This window comes from Amycolatopsis sp. NBC_01286 (assembly GCF_035982555.1).
Taxonomy (GTDB): Bacteria; Actinomycetota; Actinomycetes; order Mycobacteriales; family Pseudonocardiaceae; genus Amycolatopsis.
Genome location: NZ_CP108428.1, coordinates 7,615,022 through 7,634,126 on the forward strand (window position 1 = coordinate 7,615,022; position 19,105 = coordinate 7,634,126).

At 72.8% G+C, this 19,105-nt stretch carries 13 protein-coding genes and 2 pseudogenes; 8 read left to right on the top strand and 7 right to left on the bottom strand.

Going from position 1 to position 19,105, the window contains the following annotated elements:
* Positions 1-19: 19 nt before the first annotated feature.
* From OG570_RS48440 to OG570_RS35400, 3 genes and pseudogenes are all read left to right on the top strand, one after another.
* Positions 20-1,873: pseudogene (locus OG570_RS48440) on the top strand (type I polyketide synthase); the annotation flags it as partial.
* Between the two features lie 345 nt (positions 1,874-2,218).
* Positions 2,219-3,298, top strand: a pseudogene (locus OG570_RS48445) (thioesterase domain-containing protein); the annotation flags it as partial.
* Positions 3,295-6,255 carry a non-ribosomal peptide synthetase gene (locus tag OG570_RS35400; RefSeq protein ID WP_326953263.1) on the top strand — a complete coding sequence of 987 codons (2,961 nt, stop codon included), beginning with the start codon at positions 3,295-3,297 and terminating at the stop codon, positions 6,253-6,255. The pseudogene OG570_RS48445 and the gene OG570_RS35400, both read left to right, overlap by 4 nt.
* 6 nt (positions 6,256-6,261) lie before the next feature.
* Here the strand turns inward: OG570_RS35400 and OG570_RS35405 are convergent, their stop codons facing one another.
* Positions 6,262-7,650 carry a KamA family radical SAM protein gene (locus tag OG570_RS35405; protein ID WP_247051829.1) on the bottom strand — a complete coding sequence of 463 codons (1,389 nt, stop codon included), beginning with the start codon at positions 7,648-7,650 and terminating at the stop codon, positions 6,262-6,264.
* 131 nt (positions 7,651-7,781) lie between these two features.
* Here OG570_RS35405 and OG570_RS35410 point away from each other — a divergent pair, with 131 nt between their 5' ends.
* Genes OG570_RS35410 through OG570_RS35420 form a run of 3 tightly spaced genes read left to right on the top strand, consistent with a single transcriptional unit; the run spans position 7,782 to position 11,820 of the window.
* Positions 7,782-9,386, top strand: a complete 1,605-nt coding sequence (locus OG570_RS35410; RefSeq protein WP_326953264.1) for an amidohydrolase — start codon at positions 7,782-7,784, stop codon at positions 9,384-9,386.
* An 11-nt stretch (positions 9,387-9,397) separates the two neighbouring features.
* The gene (lnt, locus tag OG570_RS35415) at positions 9,398-11,026 is read left to right on the top strand and encodes an apolipoprotein N-acyltransferase (RefSeq protein ID WP_326953265.1); all 1,629 of its coding nucleotides are present in this window, start codon (positions 9,398-9,400) and stop codon (positions 11,024-11,026) included.
* Between the two features lie 26 nt (positions 11,027-11,052).
* Entirely contained in the window at positions 11,053-11,820 is a 768-nt protein-coding gene (locus OG570_RS35420; protein WP_326949648.1) for a polyprenol monophosphomannose synthase, read from the top strand.
* Here OG570_RS35420 and OG570_RS35425 read toward each other — a convergent pair.
* Positions 11,807-12,565 (bottom strand): class I SAM-dependent methyltransferase, encoded by a 759-nt coding sequence (locus tag OG570_RS35425; RefSeq protein WP_326953266.1) that lies wholly within the window; start codon positions 12,563-12,565, stop codon positions 11,807-11,809. The two genes, OG570_RS35420 and OG570_RS35425, sit on opposite strands and share 14 nt — an antisense overlap.
* 12 nt (positions 12,566-12,577) lie before the next feature.
* On the bottom strand, positions 12,578-13,339 hold the full coding sequence (locus tag OG570_RS35430; protein WP_326953267.1) for a DeoR/GlpR family DNA-binding transcription regulator: 762 nt from the start codon (positions 13,337-13,339) through the stop codon (positions 12,578-12,580).
* A 48-nt stretch (positions 13,340-13,387) separates the two neighbouring features.
* Here OG570_RS35430 and OG570_RS35435 point away from each other — a divergent pair, with 48 nt between their 5' ends.
* On the top strand, positions 13,388-14,056 hold the full coding sequence (locus OG570_RS35435; RefSeq protein ID WP_326953268.1) for an NUDIX domain-containing protein: 669 nt from the start codon (positions 13,388-13,390) through the stop codon (positions 14,054-14,056).
* A gap of 162 nt (positions 14,057-14,218) precedes the next feature.
* On the opposite strand, the gene OG570_RS35440 is transcribed toward OG570_RS35435, so the two are convergent.
* The 3 genes from OG570_RS35440 to OG570_RS35450 form a co-directional block, all read right to left on the bottom strand.
* Positions 14,219-14,566: an RNA polymerase-binding protein RbpA gene (locus OG570_RS35440; RefSeq protein ID WP_003081521.1), complete on the bottom strand. Its 348-nt coding sequence runs from the start codon at positions 14,564-14,566 to the stop codon at positions 14,219-14,221.
* Between the two features lie 225 nt (positions 14,567-14,791).
* The gene (locus OG570_RS35445) at positions 14,792-15,556 is read right to left on the bottom strand and encodes a thymidine kinase (RefSeq protein ID WP_247051822.1); all 765 of its coding nucleotides are present in this window, start codon (positions 15,554-15,556) and stop codon (positions 14,792-14,794) included.
* Between the two features lie 21 nt (positions 15,557-15,577).
* Complete coding sequence (locus OG570_RS35450) at positions 15,578-16,978, bottom strand: MFS transporter (RefSeq protein ID WP_326953269.1); 1,401 nt, start codon at positions 16,976-16,978, stop codon at positions 15,578-15,580.
* Between the two features lie 245 nt (positions 16,979-17,223).
* On the opposite strand from OG570_RS35450, the gene OG570_RS35455 reads away from it, so the two are divergent.
* Entirely contained in the window at positions 17,224-17,895 is a 672-nt protein-coding gene (locus tag OG570_RS35455; RefSeq protein WP_326949643.1) for a transglycosylase family protein, read from the top strand.
* Between the two features lie 44 nt (positions 17,896-17,939).
* Here the strand turns inward: OG570_RS35455 and OG570_RS35460 are convergent, their stop codons facing one another.
* Complete coding sequence (locus OG570_RS35460; RefSeq protein ID WP_326953270.1) at positions 17,940-19,082, bottom strand: hypothetical protein; 1,143 nt, start codon at positions 19,080-19,082, stop codon at positions 17,940-17,942.
* Positions 19,083-19,105 lie beyond the last annotated feature (23 nt).

Consider the following 19,105-nt stretch of genomic DNA (forward strand, 5'->3'; position numbering starts at 1 on the left):
GCTCGCGCACCCGGTGCTCGGTGCCGCGGTCGAGGACCCGGACACCGGCGGCGTCGTCCTGACCGGGCGGTTCGCGCTGGCCACCCACCCGTGGCTGGCCGACCACGCCGCCCACGGCGTCGTCCTGGTCCCGGGCGCGGCACTGGTCGAGCTGGCCGTCCAAGCCGGCGACCGGGTCGGCGCGTCGGTGGTGGAGGAGCTGGTGATCGAGGCGCCGATGCTCGTGCCCGACACCGCCGCCCTGCGCGTCCACGTCGTCGTCGGGGCGGCCGCGGAACCGGACGGCCGCCGGGCCGTCGTGATCCACTCGCGGCACGAGACCGGCGGCGCGGACTGGACCCGCCACGCTTCCGGGACGCTCGCCGAGACCACGGTGCCCGCCGGCGCCGGGCTGCGCGAGTGGCCGCCCACCGGCGCAGAGACGATCGAGGTGGGCGAGCTGTACGACACCCTCGGCGCCCGCGGGTACGACTACGGCCCCGCCTTCCGCGGCCTGACCGCCGCCTGGACGCGCGGCGACGAAATCTTCGCCGAGGTGACGCTGCCGCCGCAGGCCGGCGGCACCGGGTTCGTCTTCCACCCGGCCCTGCTCGACGCCGCCCTGCACGCGCCCATGCTGGCGCCGGGGGACAGCGGCGAAGTCTCGCTGCCGTTCGCGTGGACGGGCGTCGCGGTGCACGCCACGGCCACCGGCGCCGTCCGCGTCCGGCTCACCCCGGCCGACGGTGGCGTCGCGATCGACCTCGCCGACACCGCGGGTGAACCGGTCCTCTCGGTCGGCTCCCTGGTGACCCGGCCCGTCTCGCCCGACCAGCTCACGACCGGCCCGGACCGCGGGACCGACGGGCTCTTCGGCATCGACTGGACGGTGCTGCCGGTCCCGGCCGGTCCGCCGGTGGACGCCGTCTTCCTCGACGGCCCGGCGGATCTGGCCGAGGCGGGCGCCCCGCCGTGGCTGGTGCTGCGGCCCGGCGCCGGTGAAGACGGCGAGCCCACACCGCGGCGGGTGCGGACCGTGCTCGCCGACGTCCTCACGACGCTGCAGACCGTGCTCACCGACCCGGCCCGGGAGGACACCCGGCTGGTCGTCACCACCCGGAACGCCGTGGCCACCGAGACCGCCGACCCGGTCGCGGCGGCCGTGTGGGGCCTGGTGCGCGCGGCGCAGACGGAGAATCCCGGCCGCGTGCTGCTCGCCGACCTCGGCACCGACGGCGACCTGCCGCCGGACGTCGTCACGCCGGTCACCGACGCGGGCGAGTGGCAGATCGTCGTCCGGGACGAGCGGGTGCTCGTGCCCCGGCTGGCGGCCGGGACGTCGGAGTCCGCCGACGATCTCCCCTGCACGTTCGGCCCGAAGGGCACGGTGCTGATCACCGGCGGCACCGGCACACTGGGCTCGCTCGTGGCCCGGCACCTGGTGACCGAACACGGCGTCCGCGACCTGATGCTGGTCTCGCGCCGCGGCGGCGGTGCGGACCTCGGCGCCGAGCTGCGGGAGCTGGGTGCGCGCGTCGAGGTGGTGGCGTGCGACGTCGGCGACCGCGACCAGGTGCGCGACCTGCTCGCCCGGGTCCCGTCGGACGCGCCGCTGGCCGGGGTGGTGCACGCCGCGGGCGTGCTCGACGACGGCGTGATCACCGCGCTCGACCCGGCGCGGATCGACACCGTCTTCGGTCCGAAGGCCGACGCGGCGGTGCACCTCGACGAGCTGACCCGCGACCTCGGCCTGACGGCGTTCGTGCTGTTCTCGTCGGTGTCCGGGCTGCTCGGCAGCGCCGGGCAGGGCAACTACGCCGCGGCCAGCACGTTCCTCGACGCGCTCGCGGCCCGCCGCCGCGCCGCCGGGCACCCGGCCGTCTCGCTGGCGTGGGGCCTGTGGGCGCAGGCCAGCGGGATGACCGGCGACCTCGGCGAAGCCGACTTCGCGCGGATGGCGCGGTCGGGGATGACGGCGCTGGACGCCGCGCAGGGCCTGCGGCTGTTCGACGCCGGCCTCACCGCGCCCCGGCCGCTCGTGGTGCCGGTCGGCATCGACGTCGCCGGGCTGCGGGCCCAGGCCCGCTCGAGCGGGACCGTGGTGCCGATCCTGCGCGGCCTGGTCGGGCGCGTCCGCCGCACCGCGACGGCCGCCGCGGCCGGGACCGGCCTCGCCACCCGGCTGGCCGGGCGGGACCGGGCCGGCCGGCTCGCGGTGCTGGTCGAGCTCGTCCGCACCGAAGCCGCGGCCGAACTGGGCTACCGCTCGGTGGAGGCGATCGACGCGGACCGGCCGTTCCGGGAGCTGGGGTTCGACTCGCTGACGGCGGTGGGCCTGCGCAACCGGCTCGCCACCGCGACCGGCCAGCGGCTGCCCGCCACCGTCGTCTACGACCTCGAAAACGCCACCGCCCTGGCGGACCTGCTGGTGTCCCGGGTGGACACCGCAGAGGCCCCGGTGTCCGGCGGGCCCACGTTCGGCGACATCTACCGGACCCTGCTGCAGCAGGGCAAGGGCCGGGAGATGGAGCTGCTGGGCGCCACCGCGGCCGCCGCACGGTCCACTTTCGACAGTGCGGCCGAGTTCGACGGCGGGACGCGGATCGTCCGGCTGGCCGAGGGCGACGAAGGCCCGCACCTGATTTGCTTCGCGCCGCTGGCGGCGATGGACGCCGTGCTGAACTTCAGCAGGCTCGCCAACGAACTGCGGGGCGTCAGCGACCTTTCGCTGGTCGTCACACCCGGGTACGCATCGGGCGAGCCCCTTGCCGCCGGGTTCGACGTGCTGGTGGCCGCGCTCGCCGAGGCGACGCTCCGGTGCGCCGGCGGAAAGCCGTTCGCGCTGTTCGGGATGTCGTCGGGCGGGGTGCTGGCCGCCGCCGTCGCGGCCGAGCTGGAACGGGCGGGCACGATCCCGGCGGCCGTCGTCCTGGTCGACACCTACGTGCCCGACGAAGTGCCGTCGCGGATGCTGCGGTTCCTCAGCCACCAGTACGCGGCCATGCCGGACGCGAGCGACCTCGATTTCGAGAAGATCACCGCGTCCTCGGTGTACACGCTGATGCTGCAGGGCTGGCGGCCGAGCCCGCTCGCCGCGCCGACCCTGGTCCTGCGGCCCACCGACGCGCTGGCCGGGCCGCTCGAGCTGGAACCGCTGGCCGACGAGGAGTGGCACACGCGCTGGCCGGTCGCGCACGACGAGATCACCTTGGCCGGTGACCACTTCTCCCTGAGCAGCCGCGACGTCGCGGCGACGGCCGAGGCCGTGCGGACCTGGCTCGGCGAGCTGCCGGCCGCCCCGGAAGGAACCCACCGGTGACCGAGCGGATCTTCTTCTCCGAGCGATTCCTGCTCGCCACGCCGCCGGCCGCGCCGATGTGCATCCAGGTCGTGGTCGAGGGCACCGGAAGCCTGGCCCCGGCGGCACTGGCCGACGCCGTCGGACGCGCGGCCCGCACCTGCCACGGATCGCGGCTGACCCGCCGCGGCGGCCGGTGGCTCGACAGCGGCCGCGCCCCGGCCGTCCGCACCCTCGACGGCGACCGCGTCGACCGCGTGACGTTCGCGGGCGAGCCGGCCCTGGAGCGGCCACTGACCGGAGCCGGCGGTGAGCCGATGAGCGAGGTCGTCCTGCTCACCGGCGCGCGCCCGGCCGTCGTGTTCCGCGTCCACCACTCCCTGATGGACGGCAAGGGCGCGCTGCTCTGGGCGGGCGAGGTCTTCCGCGCCCTGCGCGGCGAAGCCCCGACGGGCCCCGACGCGCGCACGACGATGCGCGACGTCCAGCACCTGCTCGGTCCCCGCCCCGGGCCCGGACCGGCCAAGCCCACGGCCCCGCCGCCGTTGCGCGGGCGCGCCCCGCTGGCCGCGCGGGGGCACTTCTTCCGGCGGCGCACGGTCGACGGCCGGCACCCGGCCGCGGTGGCCAAGATCGCGACGGCGCTGACGGAGCTGTGCGGCCTCGACCCCGCGACGTTCATCGTCCCGGTCGACCTGCGCCGGCACCTGCCCGACGGCTTCTCGACCGGCCCGCTGACGTCACAGCTGACCCTGCCCGTGCCACCCGGCTCGACGTGGCAGCGGACGCAGGAGACGCTCCTGCGGATGGTCGGCGACGAGCAGCACCTGAGCGGCTACCCGCACCCGGCGCTGCTGTGGCTGCTCGACCGCGTGCCGCTCCCGGCCTGGCGCGCCATGTTGTCCACTGTGGACACCACGATGGCGGTCAAGGGCAAACCCGGGCCCGCCTTCACCTTGAGCCACTTGGGCCTGGTCGAGCTGGCGGACTACACAGCCGGCGGTTTCACCGCGACGACCGTCTACTCGCTGCCGGTGTGCGGCCTGCTGATCACGCCGGTGCTCACGATCGTCGAGGTCGACGGGCGCACCGAGATCATCATCTCCGGCGACGACGTCGACGGCCTCGCGAACCGGGCGGAGGCCCTGCTCGACGGCATCGCGGAGGCGCTTTCCCCGCCCGAGGCCGAGCTGCGCGGCCCGGTCACCCCAGCGGTCGACGAGACACTGGTGAGCCTGTTCGCCCGCCAAGTCGAGCGGACGCCCGGCGCGGTCGCCGTCGTCGAGGGGGACACGACCCTCACCTACGCCGAGCTGGACGCCCGGTCGGACGCCGTGGCGCACACCCTGGTCGAGCGGGGCGTGCGGCCGGGCGACCTCGTCGGCCTGCTCGCCGAGCGCACCGCGGCCACCCTCGCCGGGCTCTGGGGCGTCCTGAAAGCCGGCGCCGCCTACCTCCCGCTGGACCCGAATCACCCGGACGCGTGGCTGGCCGACCTGCTCGCCGACGCCGGGGCGGCCGCGTGCCTGCTCCCGGCGTCCCACGCCGACCGGCCGTGCACGCCCGATGGCTGCACGCGAATCACCCTGGACGATCGGCGTGCGGCGTTTCCGGGAGTGCCGGTGGCGCCTGAGGACCTGGCGTACGTGATCTACACGTCCGGGTCGACCGGGCGGCCGAAGGGCGTCGAGGTCGAGCACCGGCACGTCGTCAACTACGTGCGGTGGGCGATCCGCGAGTACCGGATCGGGCCCGCGACCCGGTTCCCGCTGTTCACCTCGCTGGCCTTCGACCTGCCGATCACCGCGATCCTGCTGCCGCTGCTCGCCGGCGGCAGTGTCGCGGTGTTCGCCGAGGAGCCCAACCACGTCGGGCTGACGCGGATGCTGCGCGACAGCGGCGTCGACTCGGTCAAGCTCACGCCGTCGCACCTGGAGCTGATCGCCAGGCTCGGGATCACCGCGCCGGGCGTGCGGCTCGCGATCGTCGGAGGGGAACGGCTGGCGGTGCGGACCGCGGCCGCGGCGCGGGCGGCGTTCGGGCCGGACTGCCGCGTCCTCAACGAATACGGGCCGACCGAGGTCACCGTCGGCTGCGTCGTCCACGAGTACGACCCCACCACCGACGTCGGCGCCGCCGTCCCGATCGGCCGACCCGCCGACAACGTCACGGTGCACCTGCTCGACGACCGGCGCGCCGCCGTACCGGCCGGCGAGGTCGGCGCGATCCACCTGAGCGGCGCGCAGACCGTCCGCGGCTACCGCGGCCGGCCGGACCTCACCGAGCGGCTGTTCGTGCGCCTGGCCGACGGCAGCCGCGCGTACGCCACCGGCGACCACGCCCGCGTCCTGCCGTCGGGCGCCTTGGACTACCTCGGCCGCGGCGACGACCAGATCAAGGTGCTCGGCCACCGCGTCGAACCCGCGGAGATCGAGCACGCGCTGGAGACCCACCCGGCGATCAGCCGCGCGGCCGTGGTCGCCAGAAGCCGCCCCGGCGACACGGACCGCGTCCCGTGCGCCTACGTCGTCTGCGCCGGGGACGTGCTACCGGCCGACCTCACGGCCCACCTGACCGCCCGGGTGCCGAAGCACCTGGTGCCACCGGTGTTCGTGGCGGTGCCCGACCTCCCGCTCGCCCCCAGCGGCAAGGTCGACGCCCACGCGCTACCGGACCCGTTCGCGACGGCGGACGTCCCCACGGCCGAACCGGCGGGTCCGACCGAGTCGGCGCTGGCCACGATCTGGGCCGCAACACTGGGCCTGCCCGAGCGCGACATCGGCCCGGACAGCGACTTCTACTCCCTGGGCGGCACCTCGTTGACGCTGATGGTGATGGTGGCGAAGGCGTGCGCGGTAGTGGTCGCGCCCGAGGACGAGCCCCACTTCATGGCGGCACTGGGCGAGATCATCGACCGCCCCACCCTGCGCCGGGTCGCGCACCTGGCCGCGAGCCCGGCGCGCGTCCCGATCGCGTGAGCGGCGTCAGCCGGCCTGCCCGGCCCACCACGTCCGGCCCGCCTCCGGCAGGGTCGAGATCGGGTCGTAGTACGGGTAACGGCGGTTCAACGCCTCCGGGTCGTCCAGTTCGATGCCCGTGCGGTAGTTCTTGGTCCAGTAGGAGATCCCCAGCTCCCGGTCGTAGTCGGCCAGCTGGTGCACCCAGCGCTTCCCGACGTACGGGACGTCGCAGACGATGCGCGGGGTGGCGTAGCCCGGGAGGTAGCCCATGATCGCGTGCTGCAGTTCCTGGGCCTCGTGCACCGACACCCGCCAGTGTTCGGCGTTGGGGATCATGTCGCACATGTAGAAGTAGTACGGCAGGATGTTCGCCTCGCCCTGCAGTGCGAAGCACAGGTCCAGCAGCTGTGCCGGCGTCGCGTTGACGCCACGCATCAGGACGCCCTGGTTGCGGACGTCGCGGACGCCGACGTTCAGCGCCGTCTGCGCGGCCTCCGCGACCAGCGGGGTCACCGACTGGGCGTGGTTGACGTGGGTGTGGATCGCCAGGTTGACGCCGCGGCGCTGGGCGGTGACGGCGACGCGCTCCAGGCCTTCGACGACCTTCGGCTGCAGCCAGTGCTGCGGCAGCGCGGCCAGGGCCTTGGTCGCCAGGCGGATGTCGCGGACCGTCTCGATGTCCATCAGGCGCATGAGGAACGACTCGAGCTGCGGCCACGGCACGTTGGCGACGTCGCCACCGGAGACGACCACGTCGCGCACGCCCGGGGTCTTCTTGAGGTACGCGATCATCGCGTCCTGGCGGTCGACCGGCTTGAGGGCCAGCTTGTGCTTCTCGACCTGCTCGGTCGAGTTGCCGACGAGGTCCATCCGGGTGCAGTGCCCGCAGTACTGCGGGCAGGTCGAGATCATCTCGGCCAGCACCTTGGTCGGGTAGCGGTGGGTGAGGCCTTCGACGACCCACATCTCCGCCTCGTGCAGCGAGTCGCGTTCCGAGTGGGGGTGGCTCGGCCACGTCGTGTCGCGGTCGCTCTTGACCGGGAGCATGTAGCGGCGGATCGGGTCGCGGTAGAACGCCTCGGTCACCTTCGCCGGGTCGGTGCCCGCCGTCGGCGCCATCGTGTTGATCATCTGCGGCGGCAGCAGCATCGACATGGTCGCCATCTCGCGCTGGTCGGCGGCCAGGTCGTCGTAGAAGCGGTCCTCCAGCAGGTCGCCCATCAGGGCGCGCAGCTGCTTGGCGTTGCGGATGCAGTGCACCCGCTGCCACTGGGCGTCACGCCACTCCGCGTCGGTCACGCCGTGCCAGCCGGGGAAGCGGCGCCAGTCGGGTTCCACCAGCTCGGCGCGGGCGTACTCGTAGGGCTGGTCGATGGCGGCGGCAGGTGTCACAGGTTCCTGGATCGCAGTCACTTGTACTCCCAGTCGTCGGTTAGGCGTCAAAATATCCTGTCATAACGTTCTCACGGAGTAAATCTTCCTGCATGCTCGCGGATCTTCCCCCAGGTGGCGGAGGGGTCGGCAGGCCGGAGCAGACTCAGGGCGTGACGGACGAACACACCACGCTCCTGCTCGGCGGACGCATCTACACCCCCGCCGGCCCGGACGCCACGGCCATGGCGGTCACCGGCGGCACCGTCGTCTGGGCCGGCCAGGACGGCCCGGCCCGCGCCCTGCACCCCGGCGCCGAGACCATCGACCTCGACGGCGCCTTCGTGGCCCCGGCGTTCGTCGACGCGCACGTCCACGCCACCGCCACCGGCCTGCACCTGACCGGCCTCGACCTCACCGCCGTCCGGGACCGCGCCGGGCTGCTGGCCGCCGTCCGCGACGCCGTCGTCCCCGGGCAGGTCCTGCTGGCCCACGGCTGGGACGAGACCACCTGGACCGACCCGCGGCTGCCCAGCCGCACCGAACTCGACGACGCCGCCGGCGGCGCCCCGGTCTACCTGAGCCGCGTTGACGTCCATTCCGCCCTCGTCTCCACGGCGCTGGTCGAGCTGGCCCCGGCCGCCCGCGGCGCCGACGGCTGGTCGCCCGACGGCCCGCTGACCCGCGACGCCCACCACGCCGTCCGCGCGGCCGTGCGCGCCGCCGTCACGCCCGACCAGCGTGAACGCGCCCAGCGCGCGTTCCTTGCCGAAGCCGCGAAACAGGGCATCGTCAGCGTCCACGAGTGCGCCGGCCCCGACATCTCCGGCCGCGACGACCTCGCCGCGCTCCTGGCCCTCGCCGGCCCGGACGCGCCCGAGGTCGTCGGCTACTGGGGCGAGCTCGGCGCCGTCGACACCGCTCGCGAACTGGGCGTGCGCGGCCTGGCCGGCGACCTCTTCGTCGACGGCGCCCTCGGCTCCCGCACCGCCGCCCTGAGCGAGCCGTACGCCGACCACCACGGCTCCGGGGCGCTCTACCTCGACGCCCACCGCATCGGCGAGCACCTCGCCGCGTGCACCGAGGCCGGGCTGCAGGCCGGGTTCCACGTCATCGGCGACGCCGCCACCGCCGAGGTCGTCGAAGGCTTCCGCCTGGCCGAGAAGCAGGTCGGCCAGCGCGCCCTCGCCGCGAGCCACCACCGGCTGGAGCACCTGGAGATGGTCACGGCCGAGCAGGCCCGGATCCTCGCCGGCTGGGGTGTCGTCGCCTCGATGCAGCCGCTGTTCGACGCCGCGTGGGGCGGCACGGACGGGATGTACGCCGAACGCTTGGGCGCCGGCCGTGCGGCCGGGCTCAACCCGTTCTCCGCCCTGGCCGCCGAAGGCGTCATGCTCGCCTTCGGCTCCGACGCGCCCGTCACGCCACTGGACCCGTGGGCGAGCGTCCGCGCGGCCGCCTACCACCGGACGCCGGGTGCGGGCCTGTCACCGCGCGCCGCGTTCACCGCGCACACCCGGGCCGGGCACCGCGCCGCCGGCGTCAACGACGGCATCACCGGGAGCCTGGCCCCGGGCGCGCCGGCGCACTACGCGATCTGGGACGCCACCGACCTCGTCGTCGCCACCCCGGACACCCGGGTGCAGCGCTGGTCCACCGACCCGCGCGCCGGCGTGCCGCCGCTGCCGCGCCTCGAGCCCGGTGCGGAGCTGCCGCGCTGCCTGCGCACGGTGCGCGCGGGCGAGGTCGTCTACGACGACTTCACGCCGGGCACCTAGAGTCAGCACCTGTGGCAGTCACCGTCGCGGACCCCGAACCGGGCGCTTCGCACCAACCCACCCGAACCCGGCGCTTCCCGCGAGAGTGGCTGCTGCGGCTGGTCGGCGCGCTGGTGTCCGGTTTCGCCTATTACCTGAGCTTCGCGCCGCGCCCGCTGTGGTGGCTCGCCCCGCTCGCCTTCGCCGGGTTCGCGCTCGTGCTGCGCGGCCGGAGCTTCCGGGGTGCGTTCGGCTACGGCTTCGCGTTCGGGCTCGTCTTCTTCCTGCCGCTGCTGACCTGGCTGCTGGACTTCCTCGGCCCGGACTTCGGCCCGTGGCCGTGGCTCGGCCTGTCGGGCGCGCTGGCGCTCTACTACGGCCTGGCGGGCGGGCTCATCACGCTGGTGGCCCGGCTGCCGCTCGCGCCGCTGTGGGGCGCGTTGATCTTCATCGCGATGGAGACGCCGCGCGCGTGGTTCCCCTTCGGCGGGTTCCCGTGGGGCCGGGTCGCGTTCAGCCAGCCCGAAGGCGCGTTCCTGCCGCTCGCCTCCATCGGCGGCGCGCCGCTGGTCGGCCTCGCCGTCGTCTTCAGCGGCTTCTGCCTCGCCGCGCTCGCCGGACGGCTCTGGGACACCCGTGCCGCGCTCCGGCCCGCACTGCGCGCCCGGCGCAACGTCCTGGCCGCCGTCGGCACGGTGCTGCCCGTCGTCGCGGGCCTGGCGCTGTGGCCGACCATCGGGACCGCCGCCCAGGACGGCGAGCGCACCATCGCCACCGTGCAGGGCAACGCCCCGGACATCGGCCTCGCGCTGCAGGGCGAGCGGGACCTGCTGCGCCGCAACACCATCGCCGAAAGCCAGCGGCTGCTGGACGCCATCCGCGCCGGGAAGGTCCCGAAGCCGGACCTGATCCTGTGGCCGGAGAGCGCCACCACCGTCAACGGCCCGGACCCGCAGGTCGACCAGCTCGTCGCGAACTTCGGCGTCCCGGCCCTGATCGGCGCCCTCTACGTGCTGCCGGACCGGCACATCCAGAACTCCGTCATCGTCTGGGACCCGAACACCGGGCCCGGGCAGCGCTACGCCAAGCAGCAGCTGGTGCCCTTCGGCGAGTACGTGCCCGCCCGCAAGCTCGCCGCGCTCGTCACGCCGTTCGTGGACCAGGAGACCGTCGACATGGTCCCGGGCGACGGCGCCAACCAGACCCTGGGCGTCGCCGGCACCCAGGTCGGGGTGTTCGTCTGCTACGAGGCCGCGTTCGACTACCCCGCCCACGACGCCGTGCGCGACGGGGCCGAGCTGCTGGTCGTGCCGACCAACAACGCCTGGTACGGGGACAGCGAGATGAGCGTGCAGCAGCTGGCGATGTCGCGGCTGCGGGCGGTCGAGCACAGCCGGTCGGTCGTGGTGTCCGCCGTCTCAGGGGTCAGCGCCATCGTCGCGCCCGACGGCACGATCACCAGCTCAACCGGCCTTTTCACGGCCGACTCCCTGGTCGGGCGCGTGCCGCTGCGCACGCAGACTACGCTGTCGGATCGACTCGGTGCGTGGACGGAGTACGGGTTGCTGGCACTGGCGATCGCCGGGGTGGCCGGCGGGCTCGTACTCCGTTTTCGCACCCGGCGCAGCAGCGCCGGCACGGCAGGGGACACGGCGGACTGACCGCCGGGGATATCGGAGGAGCACGGATGTCGCAGGCGCCGCGGGGGGCCCGGGGAATCGAGCCGGTGCTGGTGGTGATCCCGACCTACAACGAGCGGGAGAACCTCGGGCCGATCCTGGACCGCCTGCACAAGGCACTTCCGGATGTGGACGTCCTGGTCGTGGACGACGGCAGCCCGGACGGGACCGGTGAGCTCGCCGACGAGCGCGCCGCGGCCAACGAGCGCGTCCACGTGCTCCACCGGACGGAGAAGTCCGGCCTGGGTGCCGCCTACATCGCCGGGTTCCGGTGGGGCCTGGCCCGGGAGTACAACACCATCGTCGAGATGGACGCCGACGGCTCGCACGCGCCGGAGGACCTGCCGCGGCTGCTGGACGCGGTCGGCGACGCCGACCTGGCCATCGGCTCGCGGTACGTGCCCGGCGGGAGCGTGGTGAACTGGCCGGTCAACCGGCAGATCCTCTCCCGCGGCGCCAACGTCTACTCGCAGCTCGCGCTGGGGATGCGCGTGCGCGACATCACCGCCGGCTTCCGCGCGTACCGGCGCCCGGTGCTGGAGAAGCTGGCCCTGGACGAGGTCAACTCGCACGGCTACTGCTTCCAGATCGACCTGACGCTGCGCACGGCCGACGCCGGGTTCGAGATCGTCGAGGTGCCGATCACGTTCACCGAGCGCGAGATCGGCGAGTCGAAGATGAGCGGCTCGATCATCCGCGAGGCGTTCCTGCGGGTGGCGACGTGGGGCGTGCAGCGCCGCACACAGCAACTGAAGCGGCTGTTCAAGCGCGGCTGAGCGCCGTCACGATCCAGGCCTCGGAGCCGAGGAAGACGCCGTCGGGGGTCTCACGCGCGGTGAACGCCGTGCGCAGCCGATCCACGGCGGCGTCTTCGTCCTGCCCGGCGAGCAGCTCCTTCGCGTCCTTGAGGCCGAGGGTGAACTCGACCGCGGTCGCGGTGTCGGGCCCGTAGCAGACCGGCTCGCGCACTTCGGTGAACTCGACGCCGGTGAAGCCTGCGCCTTCGAGCAGCGCCCGCGTGCGCTCCCGGTCACCGAGGGAGAAGTGCGATCCGGCGGGTGGCGCTGTCGTACCGGGGGCCAGGGCGTCGTGGAGCACGGAGTACCACTCGTTGCGGTCGCGCTCCTGCCAGACGAGCAGCACCACGCGCCCGCCGGGCCGCAGGGCGCGGGCGATGTTCGCGAAGGCCGCGGGCGGGTCGGGGAAGAACATCGAGCCGAACCGGCTGAGCGCGACGTCGAACCGCGCGGCCGGGAACGGGTGCGTTTGCGCGTCGGCGACCGCGAACGTGGCTTCTCCGCGTTCTGAGGCGGTCGCGATCGCCGCCTCCGAGACGTCGACGCCGAGGACGGTCCCGGTCACCGACGCCCGCGCGGCCTCCCGCGTCGACTCGCCGGTGCCGCAGCCGACGTCCAGGACGTCCTCGCCGCGGGTGACGGCCGCCGCGGCCCGGAAGCGCTCGTTGTGCGGCCGGACCTCGGCGTCGAACAGCGCCGCGAACTTCACCCGGTGCTCGGTCATGTGGTTTCCCCCTCAGTGGCCGGTGAGCCGCAGCTCGACGCCGAGTTCTGCAAGTTTCCGCACGTTCGGGTCGGTCTCGTCGGCGTCGGTGATGATTCCGGCGACGTCGGTGAAGGGCAAGACCGCGCACCGCGACGCCGCGCCGAGCTTCTCGGCGCTCGCCAGCACGTACGTGTCGGCCGCGCGCCGGGCCAGCGTCCGCTTCATCGCGGCTTCCTCGGCGTCGCCGGTGGTCAGGCCGGCCTCGGGGTGGACGCCGGTGACGCCGAGCAGGAAGACGTCGGCGCTGATCGCCTGGGCGGCCTCGGCCGCGGCGGCGCCGCAGGTGACCGCGGAGTGCCGGAACAGGCGCCCGCCCAGCAGGAACACCTCGATGCCCTCGTGGTCCAGCAACGCGGCGGCGACGGTCGGGCTGTGCGTCACGACCGTCGCCGCCAGGTCTCTGGGCAGCGCCTTAGTGACGGCCAGGGACGTGGTCCCGCCGTCGAGGATGACCGTCGACCCCTGCCGGATGAGGCCGGCGGCGAGGGCGGCCACCCGGTCCTTGCCCGCGACGGCGATCGACGTCCGGCTCGCGTAGTCGGCGACGGCGGGGGAGACGGGCAGCGCCCCGCCGTAGACGCGCTGGCAGAGCCCGGCCGCGGCGAGGTCCCGCAGGTCACGGCGGATGCTGTCCTCCGAGACGCCGAGCTCGGCCGCGACGTCTTTGGCCAGCACCTTGCCCTCGGCGGCCAGCCGGCCCAGCAGCAGCTCGCGACGTTCCCCGACCAGCATGCACGATCCTCCTTGTTCGTTCCGAGTCGTGCACATTATGGTCGCGGCATGACCCCTTCGACAAGCGTGCCCGGCCTCGACGTCCCCGACCACCGCGGCCGCACCGGCCTCGACCGGGCGGGCCGCGACCTGGACCGGAACCCGCGGGTGCGCGTTACCGACGTCGAGCTGCTCGCGGCCGGCTGGCACGTGCTGCGCCGCACGACGTTCGACTACGACCACGGCGACGGGCACCGGACGACCGAGCGGCGCGAGACCTACGACCGCGGCAACGGCGCCACCGTGCTGCTCTACGACCTCGAGGGCGCCACGGTGCTGCTGACCCGGCAGTTCCGTTACCCGGTCTACGTCAACGACCACCCCGACGGGATGCTGCTGGAGGCCGCGGCCGGGCTCCTGGACGACCAGGACCCCGAGACGGCCATCCGCCGCGAGGCGCAGGAGGAGACCGGCGTCCGCATCGGTGAGCTGGAGCACGTGTTCGACGTCTACACGAGCCCGGGCTCGGTCACCGAGCGGCTGCACTGCTACGCGGCGCCGTACCGCCCGGCCGAGCGTGGCGTAGGCGGCGGGCTCGCGGAGGAGGGGGAGGACATCGAGGTGGTCGAGCTGCCGTTCAAGGAGGCCCTGGCCATGGTGGGCACGGGGGAGATCGCCGACGCCAAGACGATCATGCTCCTGCAGTGGGCGGCCCTGGAAGGCCCGTTCAGCCGTTAGCCGTGAGGGGCACCCTCAGGGCTTATACGTCCTGAGGGTGCCCCTCACGGCCGAAGGGCCCCGGCAGCCGGTGTGCGGGCATGCGAAAGGCCCCCGCGGGGGGAGGTCGCGGGGGCCTTTCCGTTGTGGTGGGAGCAGGCTACGAGCCGAGTCCCGAAGAGGTCACGCGGACCGCGAGGTCCGGCGGCCCTTCAGCTCGGCGAGACGTTCGTTCAGCAGGTCCTCGAGCTCGGGGATGGTGCGCCGCTCAAGCAGCATGTCCCAGTGGGTCCGCGGCGGCTTGACCTTCTTCTGCTCGGGCTGCCCGCCATCGACGATCTCGGACTCGCTGCCGTGCAGCCGGCATTCCCACACCGTCGGGATCTCGGCGTCGTCAGAGAACGGCACCTCGAACTCGTGGTTCTTGGGGCAGGCGTAGCGCACGGTGCGTCGCGGGGCGAGGTCGTGGTTGCGGTCGGTCTCGTAGCTGACCGCTCCCAGCCGGCTTCCACGAAGAACACGGTCGGCCATGATGGGTCCTTTCAGTCAGCTCCGGGGTGGAGCCAGGGTGGTGCTCACCCTATGCAACGACTCAGGGTCTCCGGGGATTCCCGGTTCACCATGTCGTTGCTCACGATGAGCTGCGTCACCCGCCGGGATCAGCTTCCACTAGTAGGAGGCATTTCGCGCTCCGGCGTGACGTCAATACGGCCTTCTTAGTGCTGATATCCCCCGGATGGGCTACTCGGGCATCTCTCAGGTCAACCGTAACTGACCGTGATGAGCGGTAACGGGCCCCAGGTCACCCGCCCGAAAGTGGCGACGACACAATACCTGATAACGCAAAGTAGCCGTTTCGGCCTCAAATCGTGCTGAAGCTGAAGTTTCAACTACGGATTGTTCGGTATCTGCCACGACCACCGTATCGCCTTCGCGCACAACCTCGCCGTCGAGCACCCGCGCGTTGAACCGCCCGGTCAGCCCGCACCAGCACAGGACCTCCACCTGGACCGGCTGCAGCTCGTCCGCCAGTTCGAACAGGCGTGCGGCTCCCGGGAACAGCTTGCTCCGGAAATCCGTCGCGATCCCGAAGCAGTAGACGTCGATCTGGACCTCGTCGGCCAGCTCGGCCAGCTGGTCGACCTGTCCGGGGGAGAGGAACTGCGCCTCGTCCACCACCACGTAGTCCACGTGCTGCCCGCGCGCCCACTCCTGGCGCACCAGGTCGCGCACGTCGGTGTCCTCACCGACCTCCACCGCCTGCCGGCTCAACCCGATCCGGCTGGAGATCTGCGGCGCGCCCGAGCGGTCGTGGCGCACCAGCACCAGCCCCCGTCTGCCCTGGCGCGCGTGGTTGTGGTCGATCTGCAGCGCCAGCGTCGACTTCCCGCAGTCCATCGGCCCGTAACAGAACTTCAGCCGGCCCACCGGCGGCGTCCCGCGGCGCGAACCGGCCGCGGGAACCGACGACAGCGCGTCCGTGGGATCGGGGCCGGAGGCCCGGTCGTTCAGCGAGGTCACGACAGTCGACCCTATCGGGGACTACAGCACCTCGGGCGGACGGTTGCCCGCCGCCTCGATCGCGCGCCGCACCGGGACCAGCGCGACCAGCACCAAGCCGGCCACGAAGAAGATCACCAGCGCCACGATCGCCAGCCGGAACGACCCCGTCGCCTGCCCGACCCCCGCGAACACCAGCGGCCCCAGCCACGACGTCCCGCGCTCGCCCACGACGTAGAGCGAGTAGTACTGCGCGTCCTTGCCCTGCGGGATCATCTGGCTGAACAGCGACCGCGACAGCGCGTTCGTCCCGCCCAGCACAAGCCCGATCCCCACCGCCACCGCCAGGAACTGCACCACCTTCCCCGGCTGGATGAAGTACGCCCCGACCAGCACCACGATCCACAGCACCAGGCTGCCCAGGATCGTCCGCTTCGCCCCGTACCGCCGCGCCACCAGCCCGTGCAGCGTGCCACCCAGGTACGCCACGAACTGGATCACCAGGATCGTCATGATCAGCACTTCGTCGCCGAACCGCAGCTCGTCCTTGCCGTACTGCGCCGAGACCGCCACCACCGTGGTGATCCCGTCGGTGAAGATCAGGTAGCTGCCCAGGAACGCCAGCGTCAGCGGGAACGCCTTCGCCGAGACGATCGTCCGCCGCAGCTCGCCGAACCCCGCCCGCAGCACCGACGTCCCCGGCGCGACGTCCACCGGCGTGTGGTTGCGGGGGAGCGCCCGCACCGAGGGAACGGTGAACAACGCCCACCACAGCCCCGAGGTCAGGAAGCAGATCTGCACCGCGGTGCCCTTGGACACCCCGAAGGCGTCGTGGCCGAGGTAGAACCCCAGCTGCAACGCCAGCGCCAGACCGCCGCCCAGGTACCCGAACGCCCAGCCCTTCGCCGAGATGTCGTCCCGCTCGTCCGGCCCGCCGATGTCCACCAGGAACGAGTAGTAGACGACCAGCGAGCCGCCGTACCCGATGTTCGCCACGATGAACAGCGCCGCGCCCAGCTGCCAGTCCGACCCGGCCATGAAGAACATCGCCGCCGCCGCGGTCGCGCCCAGGAACGCGAACCCGCCCAGGATCCGCCGCTTGTTGCGGCTGCGGTCGGCCACCGCACCCGCGATCGGCAGCACCAGCACCTGCACCACGGTCGCCACCGACAGCAGGTAACCCCACGTCGAGCCGGCCGGGAAGTGCAGCCCGAACAAACTCACGTCGCAGTTGTGCAGCGTGTCCGACGCGCCGGACGCGTCGACACAAGCGTGGTCCCCGTTAAGGGTGAAGTTCGACTTCGCGTCCTCGGCCGCGATCGTGCTCATGTAGAGCGCGCCGAACACCGTCGTCGTCGACGAATAGAACGGCGAATTCGCCCAGTCGTAGAAATACCAGCCCCAGCGCTCGCGCTTGGTCGAGCGCGTTCCGGCCAGCGTCATCCACGGCTCCTCAGGGTCAAGAACGTCCAGGTCAGCGCGGAGACTACTGGGCGGTACCGCCGCCGGTCCCGAAGTTCGCCGAAACCGTGTCCGGTTCGTCGCACCGTGATCATCCGCCACTTCCGTGGCAATCACATTCGACGCGTCACGGCGTGTCGCTCGGCGGCGTGAACGGTGTTTCGTGTGAGACTCGTGCGAGCAGTGTGTCTCTTGTGGTCAAAGGGGCACCCTCTTACTGTGCTCGCATGATCCACAACCGCCGACGCACCGTGGCGAGAATCCTGCTTCTCGCCTCCGCCGCTTTGGGTCTGCAGCTGACCGTCCCCGCCATCGCCTCCGCGGACCCCGCGTCGAGCGCCTGGGCCAAGCTGCGCATGTGCGAGTCGAGCGGCCGCTACGCCACCAACACCGGCAACGGCTACTACGGCGCCTACCAGTTCGACCTCCCCACCTGGCGCAGCGTCGGCGGCGCCGGCCGCCCCGACCAGGCCGCCGCCCACGAACAGGACTACCGCGCCCTCTACCTCTACCGGATGCGCGGCTGGCAGCCCTGGCAGTGCGCCGGCATGCTCAAGCTCTCCGGCGACGGCGACGCCCGCAGCAAGCGCGTCCCCAGCTACGCCGACTCCGCCTACATCGGTGGCGGCGGACCGGCCCCCGCACCCACCCCGCCACCCCCGAGCGGCAAACCCGCCTGGCCCGGCGTCGTCTACGCCTACGGCGACTGCGCCGCCCCGCTCAAGACGTTCCAGCTCCGCATGAACGCCTTCGGCTACGGCTTCACCGGCACCGGCTGCTACCTCGAGAAGACCAAGGAAGCCGTCCTCGCCCTCCAGCGCGCCAACGGCATCAAGGACTCCGGCCTCCTCGGCCCCAAGACCTGGGACGCCGCCTGGAACGGCAAACCACCCCGCTGACGCCGGCGCCGGGCCGGGGGAGCAGCCCCGGCCCGGCCCCGACGTCACGGCAGGGGATAGAAGTAGTACCCGTCCCCGTCCAGCACGTGGTTCTCCGCCAGGAACCGGGTGAACCGCCGCTGGAACTCCGCGTGGTCGGTGTCCAGCACCGGCCGCACCGTGAACGACGACGTCGCCGAAGCACCCTGCACGCTCTCGTCGACCGGATAAGCACCGCACACGTTGGTCAGCCCACCCGAGTGCCGGTTCCAGAACGGCCCCCACGTACTCGCACACCGCGCCTCCGCCGCCACCCGGTGCGCCTCACGCGCCGCGACGTCGTAGAACAACCGGTTCTGCGGCCCGGTGAACCCGGCCGACCCACCCGACGTCCCCGGATAACCCGCGTACCGCCCGGCCGGTGCGACGTCCCGCACGAACCGCCCCGTCTCCGCGATCGGCAGCTCGGCCGCCGAGAAGTCGAACATCGGCGTGAACCACGTCCGCAGCACGCAGTCCGCACCCCGCACGTACGCCGGATCCAGCTGCCGCGCCACGTCGCACCGCACACCCGTCCCCATCGACGACCCGGTCAGCGTGAACCGGCCGTCCGTCTCCGCCACCAGCCGCGACGACACGGTGTAGGACGTCCGCTTCTCCGCGGCCACCGCCGCCGACGCCCCCGTGGCCGGCGGGTCCTCGCCGTCCAGGGAGAACACCTCCGTGACGTCGGGCGCCGCCTTCCACTCCGCGATGCTCTTCACCACCGGCACGACCGACCGGTCACAGAACCCGGCGCCACCCGTCGGCGGCCCGCACAGGATCGACACCCCGAACCGCGCCGTGTCCGCCACGTTGTCCGTCCGCCAGTTCACCAGCCGGTGCGCCATCGCCACCCGCCGCGAGTCCTTCAGCACGTTCAGCGTCGAGAACACGTACGCCGACGCCGTCCCGTCCACCCCGCACGCCGGCTCCGGGCACGCGTAGTGCGCGAACTTCAGCTCCGTGAACCAGCACGCCCCGAAGGCGCTCTTCACGTAATAGCCGTGCCGCGTGTCCACATGACACTCGTCCAGCGACAACGGCTGATCCACCGGAGCCGTGTAAGGCTCCGAATTCGGCGGCGGCCCCGCCGCCTCACCCGGCACAGCGACCAGACCCAGCAACGCCAGCACGGCGCAGAACAGCACAACAGCACGTCTTCGCATGGATTCCCTCCCCAAGGAAGCCC